Origin of the sequence: Micromonospora sp. NPDC047762, assembly GCF_043204655.1 — a bacterium.
Lineage (GTDB): Bacteria > Actinomycetota > Actinomycetes > Mycobacteriales > Micromonosporaceae > Micromonospora.
In genome coordinates, this window is the sequence record NZ_JBIDCQ010000001.1 from 226,460 (window position 1) to 248,477 (window position 22,018).

General features: G+C 70.0%; 21 protein-coding genes and 1 tRNA gene. 14 read left to right on the forward strand and 8 right to left on the reverse strand.

Annotated features, from left to right (window positions below; genetic code table 11):
* Positions 1–90: 90 nt before the first annotated feature.
* Complete coding sequence (locus tag ACGF3C_RS01135) at positions 91–1,011, forward strand: sterol desaturase family protein (RefSeq protein ID WP_393217616.1); 921 nt, start codon at positions 91–93, stop codon at positions 1,009–1,011.
* On the opposite strand, the gene ACGF3C_RS01140 is transcribed toward ACGF3C_RS01135, so the two are convergent.
* Together ACGF3C_RS01140 and ACGF3C_RS01145 are read right to left on the reverse strand one after the other, a co-directional pair.
* Positions 956–1,453, reverse strand: coding sequence for an SRPBCC family protein (locus ACGF3C_RS01140; protein ID WP_355005087.1), 498 nt, complete (start codon positions 1,451–1,453; stop codon positions 956–958). The genes ACGF3C_RS01135 and ACGF3C_RS01140 overlap by 56 nt on opposite strands.
* Complete coding sequence (locus tag ACGF3C_RS01145; RefSeq protein ID WP_393217619.1) at positions 1,450–2,064, reverse strand: DivIVA domain-containing protein; 615 nt, start codon at positions 2,062–2,064, stop codon at positions 1,450–1,452. The genes ACGF3C_RS01140 and ACGF3C_RS01145 overlap by 4 nt, the downstream gene beginning before the upstream one ends.
* A 156-nt stretch (positions 2,065–2,220) precedes the next feature.
* Here ACGF3C_RS01145 and folP point away from each other — a divergent pair, with 156 nt between their 5' ends.
* Positions 2,221–3,090 carry a dihydropteroate synthase gene (gene folP, locus ACGF3C_RS01150; protein WP_357221847.1) on the forward strand — a complete coding sequence of 290 codons (870 nt, stop codon included), beginning with the start codon at positions 2,221–2,223 and terminating at the stop codon, positions 3,088–3,090.
* 67 nt (positions 3,091–3,157) lie between these two features.
* On the opposite strand, the gene ndhC is transcribed toward folP, so the two are convergent.
* The gene (gene ndhC / locus ACGF3C_RS01155; protein WP_357221849.1) at positions 3,158–3,535 is read right to left on the reverse strand and encodes an NADH-quinone oxidoreductase subunit A; all 378 of its coding nucleotides are present in this window, start codon (positions 3,533–3,535) and stop codon (positions 3,158–3,160) included.
* Positions 3,536–3,664: 129 nt separating this feature from the next.
* On the opposite strand from ndhC, the gene ACGF3C_RS01160 reads away from it, so the two are divergent.
* From ACGF3C_RS01160 to ACGF3C_RS01170, 3 genes are all read left to right on the forward strand, one after another.
* A complete protein-coding gene (locus ACGF3C_RS01160; RefSeq protein ID WP_357221851.1) occupies positions 3,665–5,143 on the forward strand; it encodes a hypothetical protein in 1,479 nt (492 codons plus the stop codon).
* Positions 5,144–5,423: 280 nt separating this feature from the next.
* On the forward strand, positions 5,424–7,271 hold the full coding sequence (locus tag ACGF3C_RS01165) for a 2-oxoacid:acceptor oxidoreductase subunit alpha (RefSeq protein WP_196920913.1): 1,848 nt from the start codon (positions 5,424–5,426) through the stop codon (positions 7,269–7,271).
* Positions 7,264–8,298 (forward strand): 2-oxoacid:ferredoxin oxidoreductase subunit beta, encoded by a 1,035-nt coding sequence (locus ACGF3C_RS01170; RefSeq protein WP_357221853.1) that lies wholly within the window; start codon positions 7,264–7,266, stop codon positions 8,296–8,298. The genes ACGF3C_RS01165 and ACGF3C_RS01170 overlap by 8 nt, the downstream gene beginning before the upstream one ends.
* Positions 8,299–8,370: 72 nt before the next feature.
* On the opposite strand, the gene ACGF3C_RS01175 is transcribed toward ACGF3C_RS01170, so the two are convergent.
* On the reverse strand, positions 8,371–9,015 hold the full coding sequence (locus ACGF3C_RS01175) for an NAD(P)H-dependent oxidoreductase (protein WP_357221856.1): 645 nt from the start codon (positions 9,013–9,015) through the stop codon (positions 8,371–8,373).
* Between the two features lie 82 nt (positions 9,016–9,097).
* Here ACGF3C_RS01175 and ACGF3C_RS01180 point away from each other — a divergent pair, with 82 nt between their 5' ends.
* A complete protein-coding gene (locus ACGF3C_RS01180) occupies positions 9,098–9,577 on the forward strand; it encodes a MarR family winged helix-turn-helix transcriptional regulator (protein ID WP_357221858.1) in 480 nt (159 codons plus the stop codon).
* A gap of 58 nt (positions 9,578–9,635) precedes the next feature.
* Here the strand turns inward: ACGF3C_RS01180 and ACGF3C_RS01185 are convergent, their stop codons facing one another.
* Positions 9,636–10,649, reverse strand: coding sequence for a TrkA family potassium uptake protein (locus ACGF3C_RS01185; RefSeq protein WP_112603739.1), 1,014 nt, complete (start codon positions 10,647–10,649; stop codon positions 9,636–9,638).
* 166 nt (positions 10,650–10,815) lie between these two features.
* Between ACGF3C_RS01185 and ACGF3C_RS01190 the strand changes: the two genes are divergently transcribed.
* From ACGF3C_RS01190 to ACGF3C_RS01220, 7 genes are all read left to right on the forward strand, one after another.
* Positions 10,816–11,328, forward strand: a complete 513-nt coding sequence (locus tag ACGF3C_RS01190; RefSeq protein ID WP_357221860.1) for a SigE family RNA polymerase sigma factor — start codon at positions 10,816–10,818, stop codon at positions 11,326–11,328.
* Between the two features lie 11 nt (positions 11,329–11,339).
* Complete coding sequence (locus ACGF3C_RS01195; protein WP_393217624.1) at positions 11,340–12,458, forward strand: hypothetical protein; 1,119 nt, start codon at positions 11,340–11,342, stop codon at positions 12,456–12,458.
* A gap of 112 nt (positions 12,459–12,570) precedes the next feature.
* Positions 12,571–13,068: a helix-turn-helix domain-containing protein gene (locus tag ACGF3C_RS01200; protein WP_393217626.1), complete on the forward strand. Its 498-nt coding sequence runs from the start codon at positions 12,571–12,573 to the stop codon at positions 13,066–13,068.
* Positions 13,069–13,204: 136 nt separating this feature from the next.
* Entirely contained in the window at positions 13,205–13,804 is a 600-nt protein-coding gene (locus ACGF3C_RS01205; protein ID WP_393217628.1) for a ClpP family protease, read from the forward strand.
* Positions 13,805–13,888: 84 nt separating this feature from the next.
* Positions 13,889–15,205, forward strand: coding sequence for a M23 family metallopeptidase (locus tag ACGF3C_RS01210; RefSeq protein WP_393217630.1), 1,317 nt, complete (start codon positions 13,889–13,891; stop codon positions 15,203–15,205).
* Positions 15,206–15,774: 569 nt separating this feature from the next.
* Positions 15,775–16,284 carry a SigE family RNA polymerase sigma factor gene (locus ACGF3C_RS01215; protein ID WP_357205553.1) on the forward strand — a complete coding sequence of 170 codons (510 nt, stop codon included), beginning with the start codon at positions 15,775–15,777 and terminating at the stop codon, positions 16,282–16,284.
* Between the two features lie 17 nt (positions 16,285–16,301).
* The gene (locus tag ACGF3C_RS01220; RefSeq protein WP_393217632.1) at positions 16,302–17,576 is read left to right on the forward strand and encodes a hypothetical protein; all 1,275 of its coding nucleotides are present in this window, start codon (positions 16,302–16,304) and stop codon (positions 17,574–17,576) included.
* 405 nt (positions 17,577–17,981) lie between these two features.
* Here ACGF3C_RS01220 and ACGF3C_RS01225 read toward each other — a convergent pair.
* Positions 17,982–18,057, reverse strand: a tRNA-Arg gene (locus tag ACGF3C_RS01225).
* Between the two features lie 189 nt (positions 18,058–18,246).
* Positions 18,247–18,897 (reverse strand): CGNR zinc finger domain-containing protein, encoded by a 651-nt coding sequence (locus ACGF3C_RS01230; RefSeq protein WP_393217634.1) that lies wholly within the window; start codon positions 18,895–18,897, stop codon positions 18,247–18,249.
* A gap of 202 nt (positions 18,898–19,099) precedes the next feature.
* Between ACGF3C_RS01230 and ACGF3C_RS01235 the strand changes: the two genes are divergently transcribed.
* Positions 19,100–20,332 carry an MFS transporter gene (locus ACGF3C_RS01235; RefSeq protein WP_357227915.1) on the forward strand — a complete coding sequence of 411 codons (1,233 nt, stop codon included), beginning with the start codon at positions 19,100–19,102 and terminating at the stop codon, positions 20,330–20,332.
* Positions 20,333–20,444: 112 nt separating this feature from the next.
* Here ACGF3C_RS01235 and ACGF3C_RS01240 read toward each other — a convergent pair whose 3' ends face one another.
* Positions 20,445–21,815: a glycoside hydrolase family 6 protein gene (locus tag ACGF3C_RS01240; protein WP_393217637.1), complete on the reverse strand. Its 1,371-nt coding sequence runs from the start codon at positions 21,813–21,815 to the stop codon at positions 20,445–20,447.
* Between the last annotated feature and the right edge of the window lie 203 nt (positions 21,816–22,018).

A 22,018-nucleotide genomic window follows, 5' to 3' on the forward strand; every position in this document is an offset into this window, starting at 1 on the left:
CCGACACCCCATTGCCACCGGCCGCCCGGCTGCCTATGGTGCTTGTTACCGACCGGTAGGTCGAGGTCACCCGACGGTGCGCCCCGACCGGTGACGGCGAGCGGAGGCCGCGCGGTGAAGGAGTTCCCGGACGTCATCGCCTGGTCGATCCCGGCCTTCGTGCTTCTCATCGTGTTGGAGCGAATCTCCTACCTGCTGCACCGCGACGACGACGAGGTCGGCTACGGCGGCGCCGACACCGCGACCAGCCTGACGATGGGGCTGGGCAGCATCTTCGCCGACCTGCTCTGGAAGGTGCCGATCGCCGCCGCGTACGCGCTGCTCTACGCGCTCACCCCGCTGCGGGTCGCCGAGCTCTGGTGGACCTGGCCGCTGATCCTGCTCGCGCAGGACTTCTGCTACTACTGGTCGCACCGCGGCCACCACGTGATCCGCATCCTCTGGGCCTCGCACGTGGTGCACCACTCGTCGCAGCGGTTCAACCTCTCCACCGCGCTGCGCCAGCCGTGGACCGCCCTGACCAGTTGGGTGTTCTACATCCCGCTGATCCTGGCCGGCGTCCACCCGGCCGTTGTCGCGTTCTGCGGCTCGGTCAACCTGCTCTACCAGTTCTGGATCCACACCGAGCGGATCGAGAAGATGCCGCGCTGGTACGAGGCGGTGTTCAACACCCCGTCGCACCACCGGGTGCACCACGCGTCGCAGGGCAGCTACCTGGACCGCAACTTCGGCGGCATCCTGATCGTCTGGGACCGGCTCTTCGGGTCGTTCGCGCCGGAAGGGGAACGTTGCGTGTACGGCCTGACCAAGAACGTCGGCAGCTACAACCCGGTCCGCGTGGCCTTCCACGAGTACGCCTCGATCGCCCGGGACCTGCGCGCCGCGGTGACCTGGCGGCACCGGGTCGGGCATCTCTTCCGCGCACCGGGCTGGCAGCCGGCACCGGGCTCCCCGGTCAGGGCAGCCGGCCCTGCTCGACCAGACGGGCAAACCTCTTCAGCGCCTGGGTGAGGCCGAGCTTGGAGCCGGGCCAGAGCACCGGCCACGCCAGTCGACCGGCCCGACCGCCCGGCAGGTGGAACCACTCGTGCCAGACGACCTGGGTGCGGTCCCGGTCCAGCTGGGTGCAGCGCAGCACCCCCGGGCCGCGCAGCAGCTGGCCGTGGTGCACGACGCCGATCTCGTACGGCTCGTCGACCCGGACCACCAGCATCTCGTCGCGCAGCGTCGCCCGGCCGAGCGCGGTCACCGCCTCGATCCGGCTGCCCTCGCGGCCGTCGCCCTCGACCACCCGGACGCGGGTGAACGGGATCCAGTCGGACTGACGTTCCCAGGCGAGCAGCGCGGCGAACACCCGCTCCGCCGGGGCTTCGACGATCACCGTGGCGGTCACCTCACCGGCACCGGGTCGGGCCGCCTCGCGAAGATCGTCAGCGCCCTCCGGCTCGGTCACGCCGACTCCGACCGAACCACCGCGTCGTGCTGGTCGGTGCCGGCGGTCTGCTCACGATCGGCCGACTCGTCGTCGGCGGGCGCGGCGGCAGGCGCCACTCCGTCGGAATCCGCCGGGGACGAGCTGGCGGCGGGGAACGGGCCGGGAGTCGTCGAGCCGACCGGGGCCGAGCCGGCCTCGCCGGTCAGCGGCACGTCTCCGCCCGGCTCGACCGCCTCGCCCGGCTCGGTCGCGTCCGCGGGTGTCACCTTGCTGGCGGACTGCTCGCGGGCCTGCCGCAGCACGTCCGCGTCGTCGGTGCGCCCCTCACGCAAGGCGATGACCTCCGACTCCAGTACGCCGATCAGCTCGGACTTGTAACCGATGTCGTAGGCGGCACGGCGCAACGCCTTATCGACCTGGTCCATCCGGTACCCGCGCAACCCGGTGTCGAAACGGACCGCCCCCACGTCGGATTCGCGTAACGGGCGGGTGCCCGGCAACGCCACGGCCTGCGAATCCGGTTCGGCCGGCACCAGGCCGGGATCACGCCCGCTGACCAGCACCGTCACACCGAATATCACCGCTGCGACTGTCAACGCCACGACCAGGAGGAGCAGAAGCTGACCCATGTACTGATCGTGGCATGGCAGCCGGCCGGGAGCGACCCCGCCACCCGCCTCGATCACGATCGGTGCCGACGCCCGCCCGGGATGGTGGACGGGCGACCGACTAGCGTCGGGACCGGCCGACGCGGCGGCGGCGGCGTGAACTTGCAGGAGGCGGGCATGGCCGGGGCGCTTCGGCTGGGTGGGCACACGTTCGCCCCCGGCGAGCTGGTGGTGATGGCGATCATCAACCGCACGCCGGACTCGTTCTTCGACCGCGGGGCCACCTACGCCGCCGACAGCGCTCTGCGCGCGGTGGAGCGGGCGGTGGACGAGGGCGCGGCCATCATCGACATCGGCGGCGTCAAGGCCGGCCCCGGCGCGGACGTGGACGTCGCCGAGGAGATCAGGCGCACGGTGGACACCATCGCCGCCGTCCGAGCCGCGTTTCCGGACGTGGTGATCTCCATCGACACCTGGCGGGCCGAGGTGGCGACGGAGGCCGTGGCGGCCGGCGCCGACCTCCTCAACGACACCTGGTCGGGCGTCGACCCGGCGTTGGTCCGGGTGGCCGCGCAGACCGGCGCCGGCCTGGTCTGTTCGCACGCCGGCGGGCTGACGCCGCGGACCAGGCCGCACCGGGCCGCCTTCACCGATGTGGTCGCCGACGTGGTCGCGACGGTGACCGGGCTCGCCGAGCGCGCGGTGGCGGCAGGGGTACGCCCCGACGGCATCCTCATCGACCCGGCGCACGACTTCGGTAAGAACACCCGGCACTCGCTGGAGATCACCCGCCGACTGGACGAGCTGACCGCTACCGGCTGGCCGGTGCTGGTGGCGCTCTCCAACAAGGACTTCATCGGGGAGACGCTGGGCCTGCCGGTGGCCGAACGGCTGGAGGGGACGCTCTCCGCGACGGCCGTCTCGGCCTGGTTGGGTGCCCGGGTCTTCCGGGCCCACCAGGTCGGCCCGACCCGCCGGGTGCTGGACATGGTGGCCTCGATCCGAGGCGACCGCCCGCCCACCGCCACCCGCCGAGGGCTCGCCTGACCGGTCGTCGCCGTAACCGACAGCGAACGGTCGGAGGGACCGACACGATCGCCGGAAGCAGTGGCGCTCAGGTCCAGCGGAGGATGTTCCTACGCCAGGCGTAGAGGATGCCGAGCGCGAGCACGGCCACGAACACCGCCATCTCCACCACCGTCACCAGACCGAAGCCCGGCCGGTCGAAGACCACCGCCCAGGGGAAGAGGAACACCGCCTCGACCGCGAACAGCACGTAGAGGTAGGCGTACACGTAGTAGCGGATCTGCACCTGCGCCCAGTCGTCACCGACCGGGTCGAGCCCGCACTCGTAGCTGGCCCGCTTGCCCGGCGGGTCGGCCGGACGCACCGGGCGTAACACCCGGTTGGCCGAGAACGCCGTAACGAAGAAGAGAACGCTGGCGAGCAGCAGGAGCCCGAGCGTCGCGTACGAGCCCAGGTATCCGTTCACAGTCGGCAGCCTACCGTCCGCCCGGACGGGCCGTCCCAAACACGTTACGGATTTGTTTCCAGATGGGACTAGTGCTCCGGGGCAACTGTTACCGAATACTGGACCCCCACCCATGTCACCGGAGGATTGATGTCCCGCGTGAAGGCATCGCCCGGTAACCGGGCGGAGGGGCGGCGTTCCACGCCCCTGCTGGCGACCGCGCTCGCGCTCGGCCTGCTCACGGCGCTCGCCGTGGGGCCGGCCTGGGCCAGCGCGGCCGCACCGGACGCGGAGCCGGTCGCGACCTCGGCCGAGCCGGTCAACGAGCCGGGAGGCGAGGAGCCCCCGACCACACCGGCGGAGGAGCCCACCCCGACCGAGGACCCGGGCGGTGAACCGGAGCCGACCGGCCCGGCGCCGGAGACCTCCGCGCCACCACCGGAGACGACACCACCGGCGCCGGTGACCACCGCCCCGGAGGTCCCGCCGGCGCCCACCACCAGCGCGCCCGCGCCGGGCGCCACCACCCGACCGCCCAGCCCGGCTCCCCCGGTGCCACCGACGGCGCCCCCCGCCCCGCCGACACCGCCGGGGCCGACGGTCCGCCCGCCCGCCCCGGGTTCGGCCCCGCCGCCGCAGAGCCCGCTGGGCGTGCAGGTCACCACCGGCGACGTCACCCTCACCGAGGCGTACTGGAACACGCCGAGCACGGCCGCCACCCTCCAGGTCACCGTGCACAACACCGGCACCACAACGGAACAGATCCGACTCTCGTACACGCTGCCCGTCGGGCTGACCGACGCCGGCACGAAGGGCTGCGCCGCCGCCGGTGGTGGGACGTACCGGTGCGGTGCCTGGACCGCCGGAGCGGACGTCCGGTTCAGCACCGTGCTGCGGCTGCGGGTCGCCGGCACGGCGTGGAAGCAGATGCCGCTCAGCGGCTCGGTCCAGGTCATCGCGGACGCGCCGGGAGCGGAAGGGGAGGCGACCGACGACCAGGGCTTCGCGGTGCTCTTCCCAGCGGGCCCGCCGGTGCCCGGGATCGCGCTCGCCGCCGACGAGGTGGCCTTCGACATCAGCGGCGGCCCCAGCACCCTCACACTCCGGCTGGGCAACACCGGCGCGGTGGACGCCGCCGGCCGGGTCGACGTCGTCCTGCCGGCCGGGGTGACAGTGCCGACCCCACCGCTCGGCTGCGTGGCGATCGACCCCACGCGTACCCGCTGCGACGCCGGCCTGGTGCCGGCGGGCACGACCGCCGAGGTGCAGCTGCCGGTGGAGGCGACGCCGCAGGCTCAGCGGGAAGCGCCGCTGTCCGGTGCCGTGATCGGGCAACTCGATCCACGCAGCGGCCCGACCCGGCGGGTGCAGATGAGCTTCCGGATCACCGCGGCAGCCGCACTGGCCACGCCGGTGGTCTCCCCACCCGCGCCGACCGGCTCGCAGGGCGTACTGCCCGCCGGTGCCACGACCGGAGACGGCGGGTTGACCTCGGTACAGCGCACCGCTGTCATCCTGATCGCGGTCTCCACGCTGCTGGTGGTGCTCGCCCTCACGCTGGCCACGACCTCGCTGCGGCGCCGGCTCGGCGGCCCACCGCCCGAGCCCGCGCCCAACCCCGCCGACTGATCGACGGACGACCCCGGCCCGCGCGACCGGGGTCGTCGGCGCGACCGGGGTGGTGATCTGAATTACGGCGGGCGGTGCGTAACCCCGCAAAGGCGGGCATTTTGCATCCAGATCCGTTCCCAGTCGGCGGACCTCCGGGGATGGTTAGGGCTCCCTTAGACGTAGGCTCTCAGGAGAGGAACGACAGCGGCCGGACCAGCCTGGGGCGGTGCGGTGAAGCGTTGCGTCGAGGAGGTTCCGTGGCCGGGCAAGCCCCGCAGTCGCGAACGAAGGTGGCACAGTGACCAAGCAGATCCGTCAACTCGACCGGGTGGTCATCCGGTTCGCCGGTGACTCCGGCGACGGCATGCAGCTGACCGGCGACCGGTTCACCTCGGAGACGGCGCAGCTCGGCAACGACATCTCCACACTGCCAAACTTCCCCGCCGAGATCCGGGCTCCCGCCGGCACCCTGCCCGGCGTGTCGAGCTTTCAGGTGCACTTCGCCGACTACGACATCCTCACGCCGGGCGACGCGCCGAACGTGCTGGTGGCGATGAACCCGGCGGCGCTCAAGGCCAACCTGGCCGATCTGCCGCGCGGCGCGGACATCATCGTCAACACCGACGAGTTCACCAAGCGCAACCTCGCCAAGGTCGGTTACCAGAGCAGCCCGCTGGACGACGACTCGCTGGCCGGTTACGTGGTGCACCCGGTGGCGCTGACCTCGATGACTGTCGGCGCGCTCGCGGCCCACCAGGTGTCCAAGAAGGACGCCGAGCGGTCGAAGAACATGTTCGCGCTCGGCCTGCTCTCCTGGATGTACTCCCGGCCCTACGAGTCGACGCTGCGCTTCCTGGAGCGCAAGTTCGCGGCCCGTCCGGAGCTGGTCGCCGCGAACGTCGCCGCCTTCAAGGCCGGCTGGAACTTCGGCGAGACCACCGAGGACTTCGCTGTCCGCTACGAGGTCAAGCCGGCCAAGATGAAGCCGGGCACCTACCGCAACATCACCGGCAACGCGGCCCTCTCGCTGGGGCTGGTCGCCGCCGGGGTCCGCTCCGGGCTTCCGGTCTTCCTCGGCGCGTACCCGATCACGCCCGCGTCGGACATCCTGCACGAGCTGAGCAAGCACAAGCGCTTCGGCGTTCTCACAGTGCAGGCCGAGGACGAGATCGCCGCCGTCGGCGCCGCGCTGGGCGCCTCCTACGGCGGGTCGCTCGGGGTGACCACCACCAGCGGCCCCGGCGTGGCGCTCAAGAGCGAGACGATCTCGCTCGCGGTGGCGCTGGAGCTGCCGCTGGTGATCGTGGACGTGCAGCGCGCCGGCCCGTCGACCGGCATGCCGACCAAGACCGAACAGGCCGACCTCAACATGGCGCTCTACGGTCGGCACGGCGAGGCGCCGGTCGCGGTGATCGCGCCCCGGTCACCGTCGGACTGCTTCTTCGCGGCGCTGGAGGCGGCCCGGATCGCGCTCACCTACCGCACCCCGGTGATCCTGCTGTCCGACAACTACGTCGCCAACGGTTCCGAGCCGTGGCTGCTGCCGGACGTGGAGTCGCTGCCCGACCTGCGGGTCGAGTTCGCCACCAAGCCCAACGGCGAGGACGGCACCACCTTCCTGCCCTACCTGCGTGACCCGGAGACCCTGGCCCGGCCATGGGCGATCCCCGGCACCGCGGGCCTGGAGCACCGGATCGGCGGTCTGGAGAAGGCCGACAAGACCGGGGACATCTCCTACGACCCGGCCAACCACGACTTCATGGTGCGCACCCGGGCCGCGCGGATCGAGACCATCCCGGTGCCGGACATCGAGGTGGAGGACCCGGACGGCGACGCGCGGGTGCTGGTCCTCGGGTGGGGCTCGACGTACGGGCCGATCGGCGCGGCGTGCCGCGGGGTCCGCCAGCGTGGCCTCTCCATCGCCCAGGCGCACCTGCGGCACCTGGCACCGATGCCGGCCAACCTCGGTGAGGTGCTCCGCTCGTACGACAAGGTGGTCATCCCGGAGATGAACCTGGGCCAGCTGGCCCACGTCATCCGGGCCCGCTACCTGGTCGACGCGATCAGCTACAACCAGGTCCGCGGTCTGCCGTTCACGGCCGCCGAGCTGGAGACGACGCTGGAAGAGGTGCTGAAGAATGTCTGAGCCCGTCGCCGTCAAGCTCACCGCCAAGGACTTCAAGTCCGACCAGGAGGTGCGCTGGTGCCCCGGCTGCGGTGACTACGCGATCCTGGCAGCCATCCAGCAGTTCATGCCGGAGCTGAACATCCCCCGGGAGCGCACCGTCTTCGTCTCCGGGATCGGCTGCTCGTCCCGCTTCCCGTACTACATGAACACGTACGGGATGCACTCGATCCACGGTCGGGCCCCGGCGATCGCGACCGGCCTGTCGGTGTCCCGGCCGGACCTGTCGGTCTGGGTGGTCACCGGCGACGGCGACGCGCTCTCCATCGGTGGCAACCACCTGATCCACGCGCTGCGTCGCAACGTCAACCTCAAGATCCTGCTGTTCAACAACCGGATCTACGGTCTGACCAAGGGCCAGTATTCTCCGACGTCCGAGGTCGGCAAGGTCACCAAGTCGACCCCGGCCGGCTCGGCGGACGCCCCGTTCAACCCGCTCTCGCTCGCCCTCGGGGCGGAGGCCAGCTTCGTCGGCCGCACCATCGACTCGGACCGCAAGCACCTCCAGTCGGTGCTGCGGGCCGCCGCGGAGCACGAGGGCTCGGCCTTCGTGGAGATCTACCAGAACTGCAACATCTTCAACGACGGGGCGTTCGAACAGCTCAAGGACCCGTCGACCCGGGACGACTACCTGATCCGCCTGGAGCACGGGCAGCCGATCACCTTCGGTGCCGACGGGCGGTTCTGCGTGGTGCACCCGCCGGGTGGCTTCGGTCTGGAGGTCCGGGAGACCAGCTCGGTCCGCCCCGAGGAGATCGTCGTGCACGACGCGACGGTGACCGACCCGGCGTACGCGTTCGCGCTGTCCCGGCTGCCCGGCCTGGACCTGCGCAACACTCCGATCGGGGTGTTCCGCTCGGTGGACCGACCGTCCTACGACAGCGTGGTGCAGGCTCAGCTCGCGGCCGCCAAGGCGACTGTCACCGAGACCCCCGAGCAGCAGCTCGCCGGCCTGCTGGGCAGCGGCGACACCTGGACCATCATCTGATCCGTCGTTACTGACGAGAGCGGCCGTCCCCGATCCGGGGGGCGGCCGCTCTCTCGTCGTACCGGTGCTGCCTCAGCGCTGGGCGCTGGCCGGCGTCCAGAGGTTGTCGATCTCCTTTTCGGTCGCCGCGAGGCTCGCCTCGTGCAGCGGGATCAGCTCGGCCATCGCCGGCACCGAGGGTGCCAGGGTCAGTTCGGTGCCGATGAAGCGCGGCTCCAGGCCGGTCATCGACAGACCGTGCGGGAGCCACTGCTCGGCGTGGTCCCAGCCATGGCGAGGGGTGCCCTCGCCATAGCCGCCACCACGGGTGGCCAGCACCACCAACTCGCGGCCGCCGAGCAGGCCCTCCTGCGTCGTCGGGTCGTAGGTGAGGCCGGCGACGATCAGGTGGTCGACCCAGGACTTCACGCTGCTGGGCACACCGTAGTTGTAGAGCGGCAGCCCGAGCAGCACCACGTCGGCCTGCTTGACCTCGTCGACGATCCGGATGCTGAGCTCCCAGGACTCGCGCTGCGCCGGGGTGTGCTGGTCCGGTGGCGTCATCCGGGCCAGGCCGCCCTCCGAGTCCAGGTGCGGCAGCGGGTCGGCACCCAGGTCCCGGTACGTCACTGTGCCGTCCGGGTGCGCCGCACGCCATGCGTCGACGGCGCGGGCGGTGAGCCGCCGGCTGACCGACCAGTCACCGCGGATGCTCGAGTCGATATGCAGCAGATGCATTATTCCTCCTCCAGGAATCGTCTGTGAAGCACCAACTATTTATAGCAGGCCGATGTTCCGCAGACTCGGTAGACTGGGTCACATGTCCGCGCAGCCGCTCGACTCCTCCGAGCACCGCTCGGGCGCACTCCTGGACCATCTGGCCCGGCGGATGCGACTGCGGTCGGAGTCGGTGTTGGCGCCGCTGGGACTACGCCCCCGGCATCTGGTCGCGCTCACCGTGCTGCGCGCCGGCGGCGGCACCGGGCAGCAGGCGCTCGCCACCATCCTGGAAATGGACAGCACCAACATCGTCGGGCTGCTCAACGACCTGGAGGCGGAGCAGCTGATCGAGCGTCGGCGCTCACCCGAGGATCGTCGCCGACACGTCGTCGAACTCACCGAAGATGGTGCGAAACGCCTCAGCGAGGCCGAATGCGCCCTGGCCAGCGCCGAGGACGAGGTGCTGGGCGCGCTGGATCCCGCCGAGCGGGAGACGCTCTACAAACTGCTCAGCCGGGCGTCCACCGGCACAGCGGTCAACTGCACCGAAGCGATCTGCGTCGCCGACGACACCTGCTGACGCCGCCTCACCACACCGGCGACAGCGGGGCCGGCACGCCGCGGCAGCGGTAGGACGATCAGGCGGTGGTCGCCGACTGGGGACGGTCGTCGCGTACGTGCACCAGCATGTCGCCGGTCTCGATCACCGCACCGGCCCGGTCGGCCAGGGTGACCACCTTGCCCCGCCGCACCAGGGCGATCACCAACGACTCCAGCTCGCGTGGCGAGCGACCCACCTCGTCCCGCTCGGCCGAACGCATCGCCAGCGCCATGCCCTGGCCGGGGGTGAGCAGGTCCTCCACCACGTCGATCAGCGGCGGCGCCGAGGTGGACAGGCCGAGCAGCCGGCCCGCCGTGGCCGAGGAGACGATCACATGGTGCGCGCCACTCTGCTTGAGCAGCGGGGCGTTCTCCGCCTCCCGAGCTGCCGCGATGATGCGGACCTGCCCGGCGGTGAGCTGCCGTACCGTCAGCGCGACCAGCACCGACGCGTCGTCACTGTCGGTCGCGATGATCACGGCCTTCGCGTTCTTGACGTGCGCCTCGTTCAGGACCGACGAGCGGGTCGCCGAGCCCTCGATCGCCACCAGCCCGGCGGAGGTGGCCTGCCGCAGGGCGGCGGCGCTGCGCTCCACCACGACGATCCGCGAACGGTCCAGACCGTTCTCCATCAGGGCGGAGACAGCGCTACGCCCCTTGGTGCCGTAGCCGCAGATGATGACGTGGTCCTTCACGGCTCTCCTCCACCGCGACAGGCGACGGCCGGTCCGGTACTGCTCGGTCAGAACTTCCAGGGTGGTGCCGACCAGGATGATAAGGAAGATCACTCGGGCCGGGGTGATGAAGAGGACGTTGACCAGCCGGGCCGACGGCGCGGCCGGGGTGATGTCCCCGTAACCGGTGGTCGAGAGCGAGACGACCGCGTAGTAGAAGCAGTCGAGGAGGGTGAGACCGTCCTCGTTGACATCGCGGTAGCCGTCCCGGCCGAGATAGACCGCGGCGACCACTGCGAAGACCAGGCCCAGGGCGGCCGCGAGCCGGAGGCTCAGCGCGCTCAGTGGGCCCCGCCGCTGCGCGGGAAAATGGATCACCGTCGAACCTGCTGCCCCGCCGTCGCCTGCACGCCCACAACATAGCGGGTGCACCGCTGATCGCACGTCCGGGCCGCGGCGGACAACCGACGCCGCTCCCGCACCCGACTACCGGACGACAACGACGAACCGGTGCAGGCCGGCAGACGGAGGGGGCGCGACCCTCGTGACGACGAGCGGCAGACGGCGAGCCGAGGCCGACGACGAATACACCGAGTACGTCCGGTCCCGGATGGCGCAGTGGAGACGCACCGCCTACCTGATGTGCGGGGACTGGGACCGGGGCGACGACATCCTGCAACGGGTGCTCACCGAGCTGTACCGCTCGTGGGCGCGGGCGCGGCAGGCCGATCATCTGGACGCCCTGGTGCGCACCATGCTGCTGCGGCGACTGATCGACGAGCGGCGGTTGCGGTGGACGCGGGTCCGCCTCGGCGCCGCGCTGCCCGACATGTCCAGGGCATTCGCTGACCCGACCGACCGGATCACCCTGGTGGGCGCGCTGCGGCAGGTGCCTCCGCGCCAACGCGCGGTGCTGGTGCTGCGGTACTTCCAGGACCTCAGCGTCGAGGAGACCGCCCGCGCTATGGGCTGCTCGACGGGGACGGTGAAGAGCCAGACCGCCAAGGGCCTGGCCACCCTGCGCACCCTGCTCACCCCCACCCTGACCGGGAACTGAGAGGAGCGACGATGCTTGACGAACGCCAGATCGGCGAGCTCATGCTGACCGAGATCGAGTCGGCCGAGCGGCCCTCCGTCGTGCTGGACGTGGAACGGGCGATGACCACGGCACGGCGGCAACGCCGCCTCGCCCACGGTGCCGGCGCCGCGCTGCTGGCGGCGGCGCTCACCGTCGGCGGGCTCACCGTCCCCGGCCTGCTGACCGCGGACCGGGCGCCGGCCCCCGCCCCGTTCGACGCCACGACACTCGCCGGCCAGACCGGGCTACCGGCCGCGCTCACCACCATCGACCCACAGCGGGTGTACGTCCGGTTCGGCTGGCTGCCGGACGGGCTGCCCAAACTTCAATACCAGGCCGGGCTGTTGCTCTCCGGCCCCGGCGTCTATCTCAGCGCGTCCACTGCGCCCGGCGGCGGCCAATGGAAGGGCGTCGCGATCACCCTCTATCCGAAGGGAGTGCAGCCTTCGCCACCGCAGCGGGACAGCGGCGAAGCGGCCCGGCCCGGCGAGACCACACCCGGCCCGCAGTTGAACGGCGGGACCAGCAGTTTCGCCTCGTACAGCGGGGCCGAGCAGCCGGAGGCGATCCTCCGCTGGCGGTACGCCCCGGACGGCTGGGCACAGCTCAGGGTGGTCGGCGTCGGAGCCGACGTCCGGAGCACCGCGACGCGGGTGGCCCGGGCGCTGCGGTTCGCAGACGACCCGATCCCGATGCCGGCCGCGGTGGCGGGTGTACCGGCCGCACTACAGGTGATCGCCGTCGACGTGCAGGAGTCGCTGGACGAGCCGAAGGTCTGGTACGCGTCGACCACCTGGTCACCGAAGTCGATCACCGACGATCCCGGCCAGCAGCGGGCCCGGACGATGACGGTGAGCATCTCCCGCTACCGGAACATCAGCGATCCCGCCGACAACGAGTACGTCGACCCGAACACGACCGTCGACGGGCACCCGGCGCGGTTCGGCGGGGAGAACGGCAACGAGTCGTTGACCGTCTACGACGTCGACGGGGCGAACGTGTCGATCGACGACAGCGCCCTGCTCCCCAGCGGTGGCACCCGGGCGCTGTTCCCGGCGGTGACGCTGGTGGCCGATCCGGTCAACTGGCACACCCACCTGCACCGGTGAGAGCCCCGGGCCCGCGCCGTCGAGCGGCGCGGGCCCGGACGGGTCGGCCTTAACGGCCGGGGACGGGCATGATGAGGGTGTTCCCGACGACGACTGCGAAAGTGAGGCCGGCATGTCGTTGCTGCGACGAGTCATCGGCGGGGTGCTGCGTCGCCACCGCCAGCGTCAGGGCCGCACGCTGCGCGAGGTGGCCGAGTCGGCCGACGTGTCGGTGCCCTACCTGTCGGAGGTGGAGCGGGGCCGCAAGGAGGCTTCCTCGGAGGTGCTCGCGGCGATCTGCCGGGCGCTCGGCATCAGCCTCGCCGACCTGCTCGGGGAGGCCCGCGACGACATGCGTCGGGTCGAACCCCGTCTCCCGGCGGCACCCCGCGCCGCACTGACCCACCTGGAGCCTGTCGAGGCGGTCCGACGTGAGATCGGCAATGCCACCCTTCTGGTGGGTCCGCTCGGCGGCGGGCTGGCCCTCCAGCGGGTGCCCAGGGCCGGCGAGCCGACCATGCGGGTCGGCGTGACGGTCTCCGCTGGTGGCTCGCGCCCCGGCCCGCGTACCCCTTGCCTGGCTGGCAGGGGGTCGGCCCCGGTCGGCGCGCGGCGGTTGACCGCCGCGTAGGCCGCGCCGGTTCTGCCGTCGGCGGATCTGCCGGCGGCAGAATCCGTGGGCTGGCCGTCGCGACCGCCGGCACGCTGGTAGGGCCGGTCCACCGGGTGGTCCCACCGCCCGCCGGCACGGCGGAGGGCGGCGGCACATGATGGGGTACGGCGTACAGATGCTCAACGGCGGGCAACCGTCCTTCGGTGATCACGTATTCGAGCGTCTGCTGCGGGAGCGGATCGTCTTCCTCGGCACCGAGGTGACGGAGGAGTCGGCCAACCAGATCTGCGCGCAGATCCTGCTGCTCGCCGCCGAGGACGACGACCGGGACATCTACCTCTACATCAACTCGCCGGGCGGTTCGGTGAGTGCGGGGATGGCGGTCTACGACACGATGCGCTACGTCCCCAACGATGTGGCGACGCTGGCGCTCGGGTTCGCCGGCTCGATGGGGCAGTTCCTGCTCTGCGCGGGTGCGGCCGGCAAACGGTACGCACTGCCGCACTCGCGGATCATGATGCACCAGCCGTCCGGAGGGATGGGCGGAACCGCCGCCGACATCACCATCCAGGCGGAGAACATGCTGCACGTGAAGCGGACGATGCAGGAGCTCATCGCCCAGCACAGTGGACGGACCCTCGACGAGATCCAGCGGGACTGGGACCGGGACCGGTGGTTCACCGCCGAGCAGGCCCGGGAGTACGGCCTCATCGACCAGGTGGTCACCCGAGCCGAACAGCTGCCGACACTCTGATCAACGTCTGGTGGCCGCGGTACCGCCCGACCACCCAACCCATTAGCCTCCGTGGATACCTGGGCGGGCGCAGAAGGAGTGGGAATGACTGACGGTCACGAAGGCAGCTGCTGCGGCGACGACACGACCACCTCCGCAGTGAGTCGCCGCACCGTGTTGCGCGCGGCGGTGCTGGGCGCCGGCGCCATCGGCGCGGGTGGCCTGTTGGTCCCCGAGGCCGCACAGGCCGCACCGGCGATCTACAACCCGTTCAGCGCCTACCCGATCACCGACACCTGGGAGGGCCACCTCAGCCGCGGCTCGCGCGGCGGCATCGACTTCGGGATGGGGGTGGGTACGCCGCTGCCCGCCTGCGGCGCGGGAACCATCCAGAACATCCCGAACAACGGCGCGGGCGGGCACACCGTCACGATCCACCACGCGGACGGGTATCGCAGCCAGTACCTGCACCTGTCGCAGTTCCTGCTCGCCAACGGCGCCAGTGTGGGCGCGGGCACGATAGTGGGCCGCTCCGGCGGCGCGGCCGGGGCGCCCGGCTCGGGCAGCTCGACGGGCCCACACCTGCACTGGCACATGATCAACCCGTCGGGTGCCCTGATCAGCCCACTCGTCTACATCCAGCAGAACCCCGCCGACCAGCCCCGTCAGGTGTTCGAGGCGGCAAGCAACGCCGGCTGGCGCGCCCTGCCGGTCTCCGGCAGCACGGGCGCGGTGACCGGCACTGCGGCAGCCGCGATCACCCTTGGATCCACGAAGATCCTCTACACCCTCAACGGCGGCCGGATCCACGAGGCCGCCAGCAACGCCGGCTGGAACAACCTGTGGACCGGCATCCACGGGGCGCAGGGCACCGCGCTGGCCGCGCTGAACCTCAACGGGGTGAAGCACATCTACAACGTCGTCGACGGGTACGTGCACGAGGCCGCCAGCAACAACGGCTGGCGCAACCTCAACACCGGCATCGGCGGCGCGAGCTCGTCCTCAATCTCGGTGATCGCGCTGAACGGCGTCAAGTACATCTACAGCATCGTCGGCGGTTACATACACGAGGCGCACAGCGCCAACGCCTGGCGGAACCTGAACACCGGCGTCCCCGCCTCGGCGGTAGCGGCGATCACAGTGGGCGGCACGAAAATCCTCTACGCCCTGAACGGCGGCCGGATCTACGAGGCCGCCAGCAACGCCGGCTGGGCGAACCTGTGGACCGGCATCCAGGGCGCACAGGGCGACGCCCTGGCCGCGCTCAACGTCAACGGGGTGAAGCACATCTACAACGCCGTCGACGGGTACGTGCACGAGGCCGCCAGCAACAACGGCTGGCGCAACCTCAACAGCGGGGTCCGCGGAACCCGGGCAGCCGCCCTGGGGCTGGACGGCGTCAAGCTCATCTACGCCGCCTGAGTCGCCCACCGCCCGGGCCGGTCGTGACCGACCGGCCCGGATGGTGCGGTGCGCTCCTCGGGGTGCACACCGTTCATGCGCCGCCAGCTGATCTCCGTATCGAGGTCGGGTGCGCCTGCTCCCAGTCAGCGATTTCGTTCCTCTGCAGTCTCGAAGCCGTCGACCGGGTCGGACTCCGGCGACAGCAAATAGTCATAGAGGCGTTGGCCCACCGCGCCAATCTCGCTGCGCAGCTACTTCTCCTTGGTAGCCAGCTCGTTCCGCAAGGCGGGAAAGTCCTTCTCTAGGCGTCGCACTCAGCGAAATATGCCGGCTCGTTCACCTGGTCGACACCCTGCGGCAATGTATCGGACCGGAATTGTGCACGCGGGACCACGACTGTCGTGGCCCGAGCCGCGCGCCGCCCACTCGGCGGGGTTTCTTGACACGCCGTCGGCCTGAAGTGCCAACCCTGCCGCCGGAGCGCGGGCGGCACCGGAAATCCCTATGCAACCGACGGGAGGGCCCGCACGTGTTCGTGTTGCTCGCCCACGAGGGTGGCACCACGGGAGGAAGGAAACGTGACCGCAGTGATGACCGCAGCCGCGGCCGCACCTCGAGCCTCGACAAAAGACGACCAGCGCGATTTCGACGAATTTTATGCGACAAAGTTCGACGTCCTCAGGTCCCAGCTCTACGCGTACCTGGGTGACCGAGCAGAGGCACAGGACCTGGTGCAAGAGGCATTCTGCCGCGCCTACACCAGATGGGCAAGGATCAGGCAATACGACGACTCCTATGCCTGGGTGCGCCGGGTCGCATGGAATCTCGCCACCAGTAGGCTCCGGCGACAAAAGACGTCCGCGATATTCCTGCGCCGCCAGCGCGAAGAACATCACGACGGCCCGTCGCCAGACCGCGTGGCGCTGGTCGCGGCCTTATCCAAGATACCGCCGAAGCTTCGCAAGGCCGTCGTTCTGCATTACCTGGGCCAGTTGTCAGTCGCGGAAATCGCCGTGCAGGAAAACGTGGCCGAGGGCACCGTAAAAAGTTGGCTCAGCCGCGGGAGAACCGCCCTCGCCGAGCACCTCAAGGGATGACCGGAAAGGAAAATCATATGTCTGACAACCTGGACAACCTCATTAACGACGCATTCACCGAGTTCGACGCGGCGGAGCGCTCCTCCTACCTGCCTGCGCCGGGCGCCCCCGCAGTCCGCCACAAGGTGGCGTTCCGGCGGAGAGTCCACCTCACGGCATTCAGCGTGGCCGGTGCGTTGCTGATCGCCCTGCCGATCACGGCCTACTCCGCCAGTCCACGGGGCAACAACTCGCCACCCGATGCGATCGGATCCGCCAACCCGGTCGAACCGGCCACTCCGACTCTGTCGCTCGCCCCGTCATCGACTCCAGCATCGTCGGCTCCATCGTCGGCCGATCTGCGCAATGCCTCCCTCAACCTCCCGGCGTTCCCTGGCTGGGAAGACGACGGGTGCAAGGCGAAGGGAACGAGGAAATTTGTCCACGGTACGACGACGCTGGCGGATGGCGCGAAACTGGTCATCGGGGAGCTGGCTCCCATCAAGGCCGACCTCGATGGCGTGCCAGGCGACGAGGAACTCACCACCATCCGTTGCCAGAACGATGAGTCGCTGAACGTTACCCAACTGCTGGCGCTGAAGGTCGCGTCGGACGGCGCACTGACACCGTTGGGATACGTCATCAACTCGGCGGACACTCCCAACGTGGCCGCGACGTTCTCCCGCGAGGCAATAACAGTCGACAACGGCGTCGTCCGGCTCGCCGCCTACGGCCCGTACCAGACCAACGGGTGGCTGCCCTGCGAGAAACAGGTGCGGGGCTATGCGTTCCGGAAGGGCGCCTTCCGTCAGGTGGACGGTCCGACCACCTTCCAGAAGCCATCCAAGAACTTCCACGAGGTCGACTTCCGCAACACCGGCCTCCTCGTGGGCCGCCGGAAGCCCGACGGATTCGGCGAGTCGGTTTACTGCGTGCCGATGGTGAACGGGGCCGGCGAAGTCAACATGTACAACAACAGCGATGACCCCAGCAAGGGCACGACCCACTACACAAGCACGATCGGCGCCGTGTCCTTCGTCAACGCCAGCGACGGCGAAGCGACGTTCGCCATCCTCACGTTGCGGTCCCCTAGCGGCGAAACGTCGCAGACCCTGCAATCCTTCCGGCGGGATGGTGACTACCCGCTCGGCTCGGAGGTTCTCCGGTCGGGCGTCAACGGAGTCACCCGTATTGAGAAGGCGGAAGTCAGCGAAGGCATCGTGCAGGTAACCGTCACGACCACAAGCGGAAAACAGGTGTGGTCGTACCGTCCCTTTGCCGCAGATCGGAGCTGGCAACGAGTCAGCTCATAGCTGCTCCAGCAAGTGCCGGGCCCGCCCGAGCAGGGCGGGCCCGGCCGCAGTGCCTCCGCAACTCACCGATAGGCACCACTAGAAGATTGCCAAATGATTCAAGGCCTTCCGCAGCAAGGCGGAGTCGGAACGGTTCCTGAGCATCGTCGAAGCCGACATCGCCCAGGGGCGGTGGATTGCTCCGTCTGCCGGCCGAACGACGATCGGCGAGTGGGCCGAACTGTGGTTCAGTGCGGCGGAGTCAGGGTGGAAGCCCAAGACTGTGCACACTACCCGGCACTACGCCCGCGCGATTGACTCCCGAGATGCTGAGGTAGCCGCTCACCTGGACAACCTTGAACGGGCACGCATCGGGCACGGAAGTCGCGTAAGAGCGAAGATTGATCGGTGATCAAGGCTCTGACCTGGTGCCCCCGGCAGGATTCGAACCTGCGACACACGGTTTAGGAAACCGATGCTCTATCCCCTGAGCTACGGGGGCGCGAGGGCTCAGTCTAGCGACCCGGGCTTCCAGCTGAGGTGGCAGGGAGCGGCCTGCGTTCACCCCGCCACCCAGACGCCTCTTGTCCCAGCACAGGGCCACCCCCGGCGGGACGCCAGGGGGACCGACATGAGGGCGGCAGCCGTCCACTGCCGGCGGAGACTCACCACGTTCACCACCGTCGACCGACTACGGACTGGCGGGCCGGGCGGCGCGGCGACGCTCGGTGAGCCGTCGCGCCTTCACCGCGTTGCCGCAGTCGGCCATGCGACACCAGCGGCGGGAACCGTTGCGGGTCCGATCGAGGAACAGCCAGCCGCAGCCGCCTTCGAGCACCGGGCAGCGACGCACCCGGGTCAGGTCGGCCGCCACCATGAGGTCCAGGGCGGCCTCGGCGATCCGGTCGGGCACCAACATGGCCGGCACCGTGCCGTAAACCAGCCGTACCTGCGACGAGTCGAGCACGAATCTCGCTCGACCGGCCGCGCCGGACCAGCGCTGGTGGAGCGCGACCAGCGCGGCACCGGCCGCGACGGGGTCGTCCGCCGCGCCGTCGTCCGCGTCGGTGATCGCCGCGAGCATCACGAGATAGAGCCCTTCGCGGATGTCCCGCACGGCGGCCAGGCCCGCGTGCGCCGCCGCCGGCTCGTCGCCCCAGGCGCGGCCAACCCGGTCGGCCTCCGCGTCGCTGATCAGGCCCACCTGGACCGACCAACGCAGCAGGGCGGAGCTGTCGGACAGGAAGTCGTGCGGCGACGTGCCGCCGCGTTCCAGTGTGTTGACCAGATCCAGCACGGGGTGCCCGCCGACCATCGGTAGCTGGCACACGTCGAGTGGCATACCAGCGAGGCTACCACCTAAAGCGCCGAAGGCGGTTGATGCTTGTCCAATCTGGGAGTTGGTGCGCCACGCTTAGCCCTGCGCATCGGTACAAGCACAGCGCTTGCGGCCGAACAACGAGAGATGCCTACTCCTCTATGCTACCGTCAAAATCCATTTAGCCGGGATCATCGATCAACGTTCGGGATCTGGGAGGTAGCCGATGGCACCCCAACGACGCGCGGTCTATGCCCTCGCCGCGTTGTCCGCCGCCACTTTCTGTTACGTCACCACCGAGGTGCTTCCGATCGGGTTGCTCACGCTGATCGCCCCGGACCTGGGACGCTCCAGGTCCGAGGCCGGCCTGCTGGTGACCGGGTACGCCGTGGTCGTCATGATCGTGGCGCTCCCGCTGACCCGGATCACTCGGCGTGTGCCCCGGCGCCCACTGCTCGCCGGTGCCCTCGGTGTGTTCGCCGCGGCGACGACGGTGTCGGCCTTCGCGACCTCCTACGAGGTGTTGCTCGCCGCGCGACTGGTGTCCGCCACCACGAACGGTGTCTTCTGGGCTGTGGTGTTTCCGGTGGCGATCTCGATGTTCCCCGCGAACATCCGCGGCCGCATCGTGGCTCGGCTGTCGATCGGCAACGCCCTCGGCCCGGTCCTCGGCGTGCCGCTGAGCACCTGGCTGGGCGGGCAGGCCGGGTGGCGGGCCGCCTTCGTCGCGATGGCCGTCTTCGGCTTCGTCACCTGCGTCGCGGTCGCCCTGCTCCTGCCGAGCGTCGCACCGCAACAGAGTGCCGGCGACATCGGGCCGATGCCGGACCGAGCACGCTTCGTCGTGCTCCTTTTCGCCACCGTCCTCGCGGTGACCGGCGCCATGGGCGCGTTCACCTACATGACGGTCTTCCTCCTCGACGTCAGCGGGTTCGCCGCAGCATCTCTCGGCCTGCTGCTCTTCGTCCAGGGCTCGTTCGGCGTCGCCGGGACCTGGGCGGTCGGCCGGGTCCTCGACCGGTTTCCGCTCGGTGTCGTGCTGGTTCTCCTCGGACTCCTCACCGCCGCGATGGTCGGCCTTTATGGAGCTGGCGCGAGCAAGGTGTTGACGATCCCGTTGCTCGCCGTGGCGGGGATGTCGTTCAGTTCGCTGATCGCGGGAATCCAGCACCGCGTCATGCAGGTGGCCCCGTCGACCACCGACATGGCGTCGGCCAGCCTCAGCGTCGCGTTCAACTTCGGCCTCGCGGCCGGCTCGTTGATCGGCGCGGGTCTGCTGGCAACGGCCGGGGTGCGCGTCATCCCATTGTTCGGCGGCCTGCTGACAGCCGTGGCGATCGCGTTGCTCGCCGGCCACGAGATGTCCCGCAGGAGAGGGAGGAACCACAGCAGTTGGTCGGTACGACCGACCCGTGGCCGGGATGCCGAGAAGCCACTGGCCACCAACGTGCGGACTTAGCTGGCGCGGCGTCCCCGACGGCTACGGGGGGGCGCGAGCGCGACCCGGGGTGGCGAGGAACGGCCCGGCGCGGAGAGTGGTCCTCCGCGCCGGGCCGCCGCATCGACTGATGTCAGTTGGTCACGCAGTCGGCCGACACGCCCGGGCCGGTGCCGGTGCCCTGGAAGCCGAAGTTGGTCGACTGCCGGCCGAGGACACGTCCGTTGTAGCTCACGTTGGTGAACCCTACGGATCCGCTGGTGCCGCTGACCTGCGCGTTCCAGGCGCTGGTGACAGAGCCGTTGGGCAGCGCGACGGTCACGGTCCAGCCGTTGATGTCCGACTTGCCGGCGGTGACCGTCACGCTCGCGGTGAAGCCGCCAGCCCACTGGTTGACCGCGATCGACGCGTAGCAGCCGTCACCGGCCGGCGGCGTGGTCGGCGGCGTGGTCGGAGGGGTCGTCGGCGGCGTCGTCGGCGGCGTCGTCGGAGGGGTCGTCGGCGGGGTGGTGGTGGGCGGGTTGGGCGCGCCGTTGGCCAGGCTGAAGGCCAGTTCGGGCTGGAACGAGCCGGCCGTGAAGCGGCAGCCGTCCGCCTCCCCCGGCGGCTTCACCCACAGGTACGCGTCGATGTTGCCGTCGCCGGTGTTTGTCGTCGGGTACTGCCCGATGCGCCGGTCGGTGTTGTCGTCGCCGCACCAGTCCCCGCTCGCACCCCCGTTACGGCTGGTGTCGATGACCTGGCGCTTGCCCGAGATCCCCATGCCGTTGAGGGCGGAGATGACCCCCCGACCGAAGTTCGCCTCGCTGGAGGTGGAGTTGTAGTTCGAGACGTTGGTGAAGAAGCCGTCGGCGTACTGCACACCGGCTGCCCGGAGCCGGTTGGCCGTCTCACCAGCGCTGTTCCAGGTGGAGTGGCCGCCGTCGAGGTACACCTTGGCGTTGGGGTTGCCCGATTTGATGGTCCGGGTGGCCGTCGAGATCGCCGCGTTGCGCGCGTTGATCTCGGCGCTGCTCAGGCACGTCAGCAGAGCGAGTGAGTCGGTTTCCAGGATGATGATGACGGTCTGGTTGCCCAGTCCCCTGGCGAAGTTCGACACCCACGTCTGGTACTGGTTGAGGTCGGGCGCCCCACCGGCGCTGGCGCCGCCGCAGTCCCGGTTGGTGATCTCGTAGACGGCCAGGACCGGGATCTGCTGCGCCGCGTTGGCGGCGCCGATGAACCCGGAGACCTCGGACTGCACGGTCGAGGGGTTGAAGTTGGCGAACCAGCGCGCCTGCGGCTGACTCGCGATCTTGTCCCGGATGACGGCCGTACGCGAGTCGCCCGGGTTGGCGGCGACCCAGCGGACGACGGCCGAACTCGGGTCACGGTAGAGCGACCCGGACAGCGTGCCCGCGGAGGCGCTGCTGACGGCGAGGCAGACGCCGACGGCGGTGGCGCCCGCGACGGCCGCCACGCTGAAAGCCGCCGATCTGCGGCGGAGCGAGGAGAGGATAGCCACGACGTGTTGCCTCCAGATCACATAGATGTATCTAAGTTCATGGGAGCGTTCCCACGGTAGCGGAGGCACGTGCCGCTGCCAAGATGCGCGGGCGTGCTCGCTCAGGGTCTGCACGACGAAACCGCCGGCTTCTCCGACTGTTGAGGTCGCTGATCGACCGGGGGACAGCGGGCCAACCCCTCAGCGGGCGGCGGACAAGGCGT

What these genes read in the sequence shown, in the direction of transcription:
- ACGF3C_RS01145 (WP_393217619.1), bottom strand. Translation starts at nt 2,064, where the DNA reads ATGGGTCAGCTTCTGCTCCTCCTGGTCGTGGCGTTGACAGTCGCAGCG.
- folP (WP_357221847.1), top strand. Translation starts at nt 2,221, where the DNA reads ATGGCCGGGGCGCTTCGGCTGGGTGGGCACACGTTCGCCCCCGGCGAG.
- ACGF3C_RS01160 (WP_357221851.1), top strand. Translation starts at nt 3,665, where the DNA reads ATGTCCCGCGTGAAGGCATCGCCCGGTAACCGGGCGGAGGGGCGGCGT.
- ACGF3C_RS01170 (WP_357221853.1), top strand. Translation starts at nt 7,264, where the DNA reads ATGTCTGAGCCCGTCGCCGTCAAGCTCACCGCCAAGGACTTCAAGTCC.
- ACGF3C_RS01175 (WP_357221856.1), bottom strand. Translation starts at nt 9,015, where the DNA reads ATGCATCTGCTGCATATCGACTCGAGCATCCGCGGTGACTGGTCGGTC.
- ACGF3C_RS01180 (WP_357221858.1), top strand. Translation starts at nt 9,098, where the DNA reads ATGTCCGCGCAGCCGCTCGACTCCTCCGAGCACCGCTCGGGCGCACTC.
- ACGF3C_RS01195 (WP_393217624.1), top strand. Translation starts at nt 11,340, where the DNA reads ATGCTTGACGAACGCCAGATCGGCGAGCTCATGCTGACCGAGATCGAG.
- ACGF3C_RS01200 (WP_393217626.1), top strand. Translation starts at nt 12,571, where the DNA reads ATGTCGTTGCTGCGACGAGTCATCGGCGGGGTGCTGCGTCGCCACCGC.
- ACGF3C_RS01205 (WP_393217628.1), top strand. Translation starts at nt 13,205, where the DNA reads ATGATGGGGTACGGCGTACAGATGCTCAACGGCGGGCAACCGTCCTTC.
- ACGF3C_RS01210 (WP_393217630.1), top strand. Translation starts at nt 13,889, where the DNA reads ATGACTGACGGTCACGAAGGCAGCTGCTGCGGCGACGACACGACCACC.
- ACGF3C_RS01220 (WP_393217632.1), top strand. Translation starts at nt 16,302, where the DNA reads ATGTCTGACAACCTGGACAACCTCATTAACGACGCATTCACCGAGTTC.
- ACGF3C_RS01230 (WP_393217634.1), bottom strand. Translation starts at nt 18,897, where the DNA reads ATGCCACTCGACGTGTGCCAGCTACCGATGGTCGGCGGGCACCCCGTG.
- ACGF3C_RS01235 (WP_357227915.1), top strand. Translation starts at nt 19,100, where the DNA reads ATGGCACCCCAACGACGCGCGGTCTATGCCCTCGCCGCGTTGTCCGCC.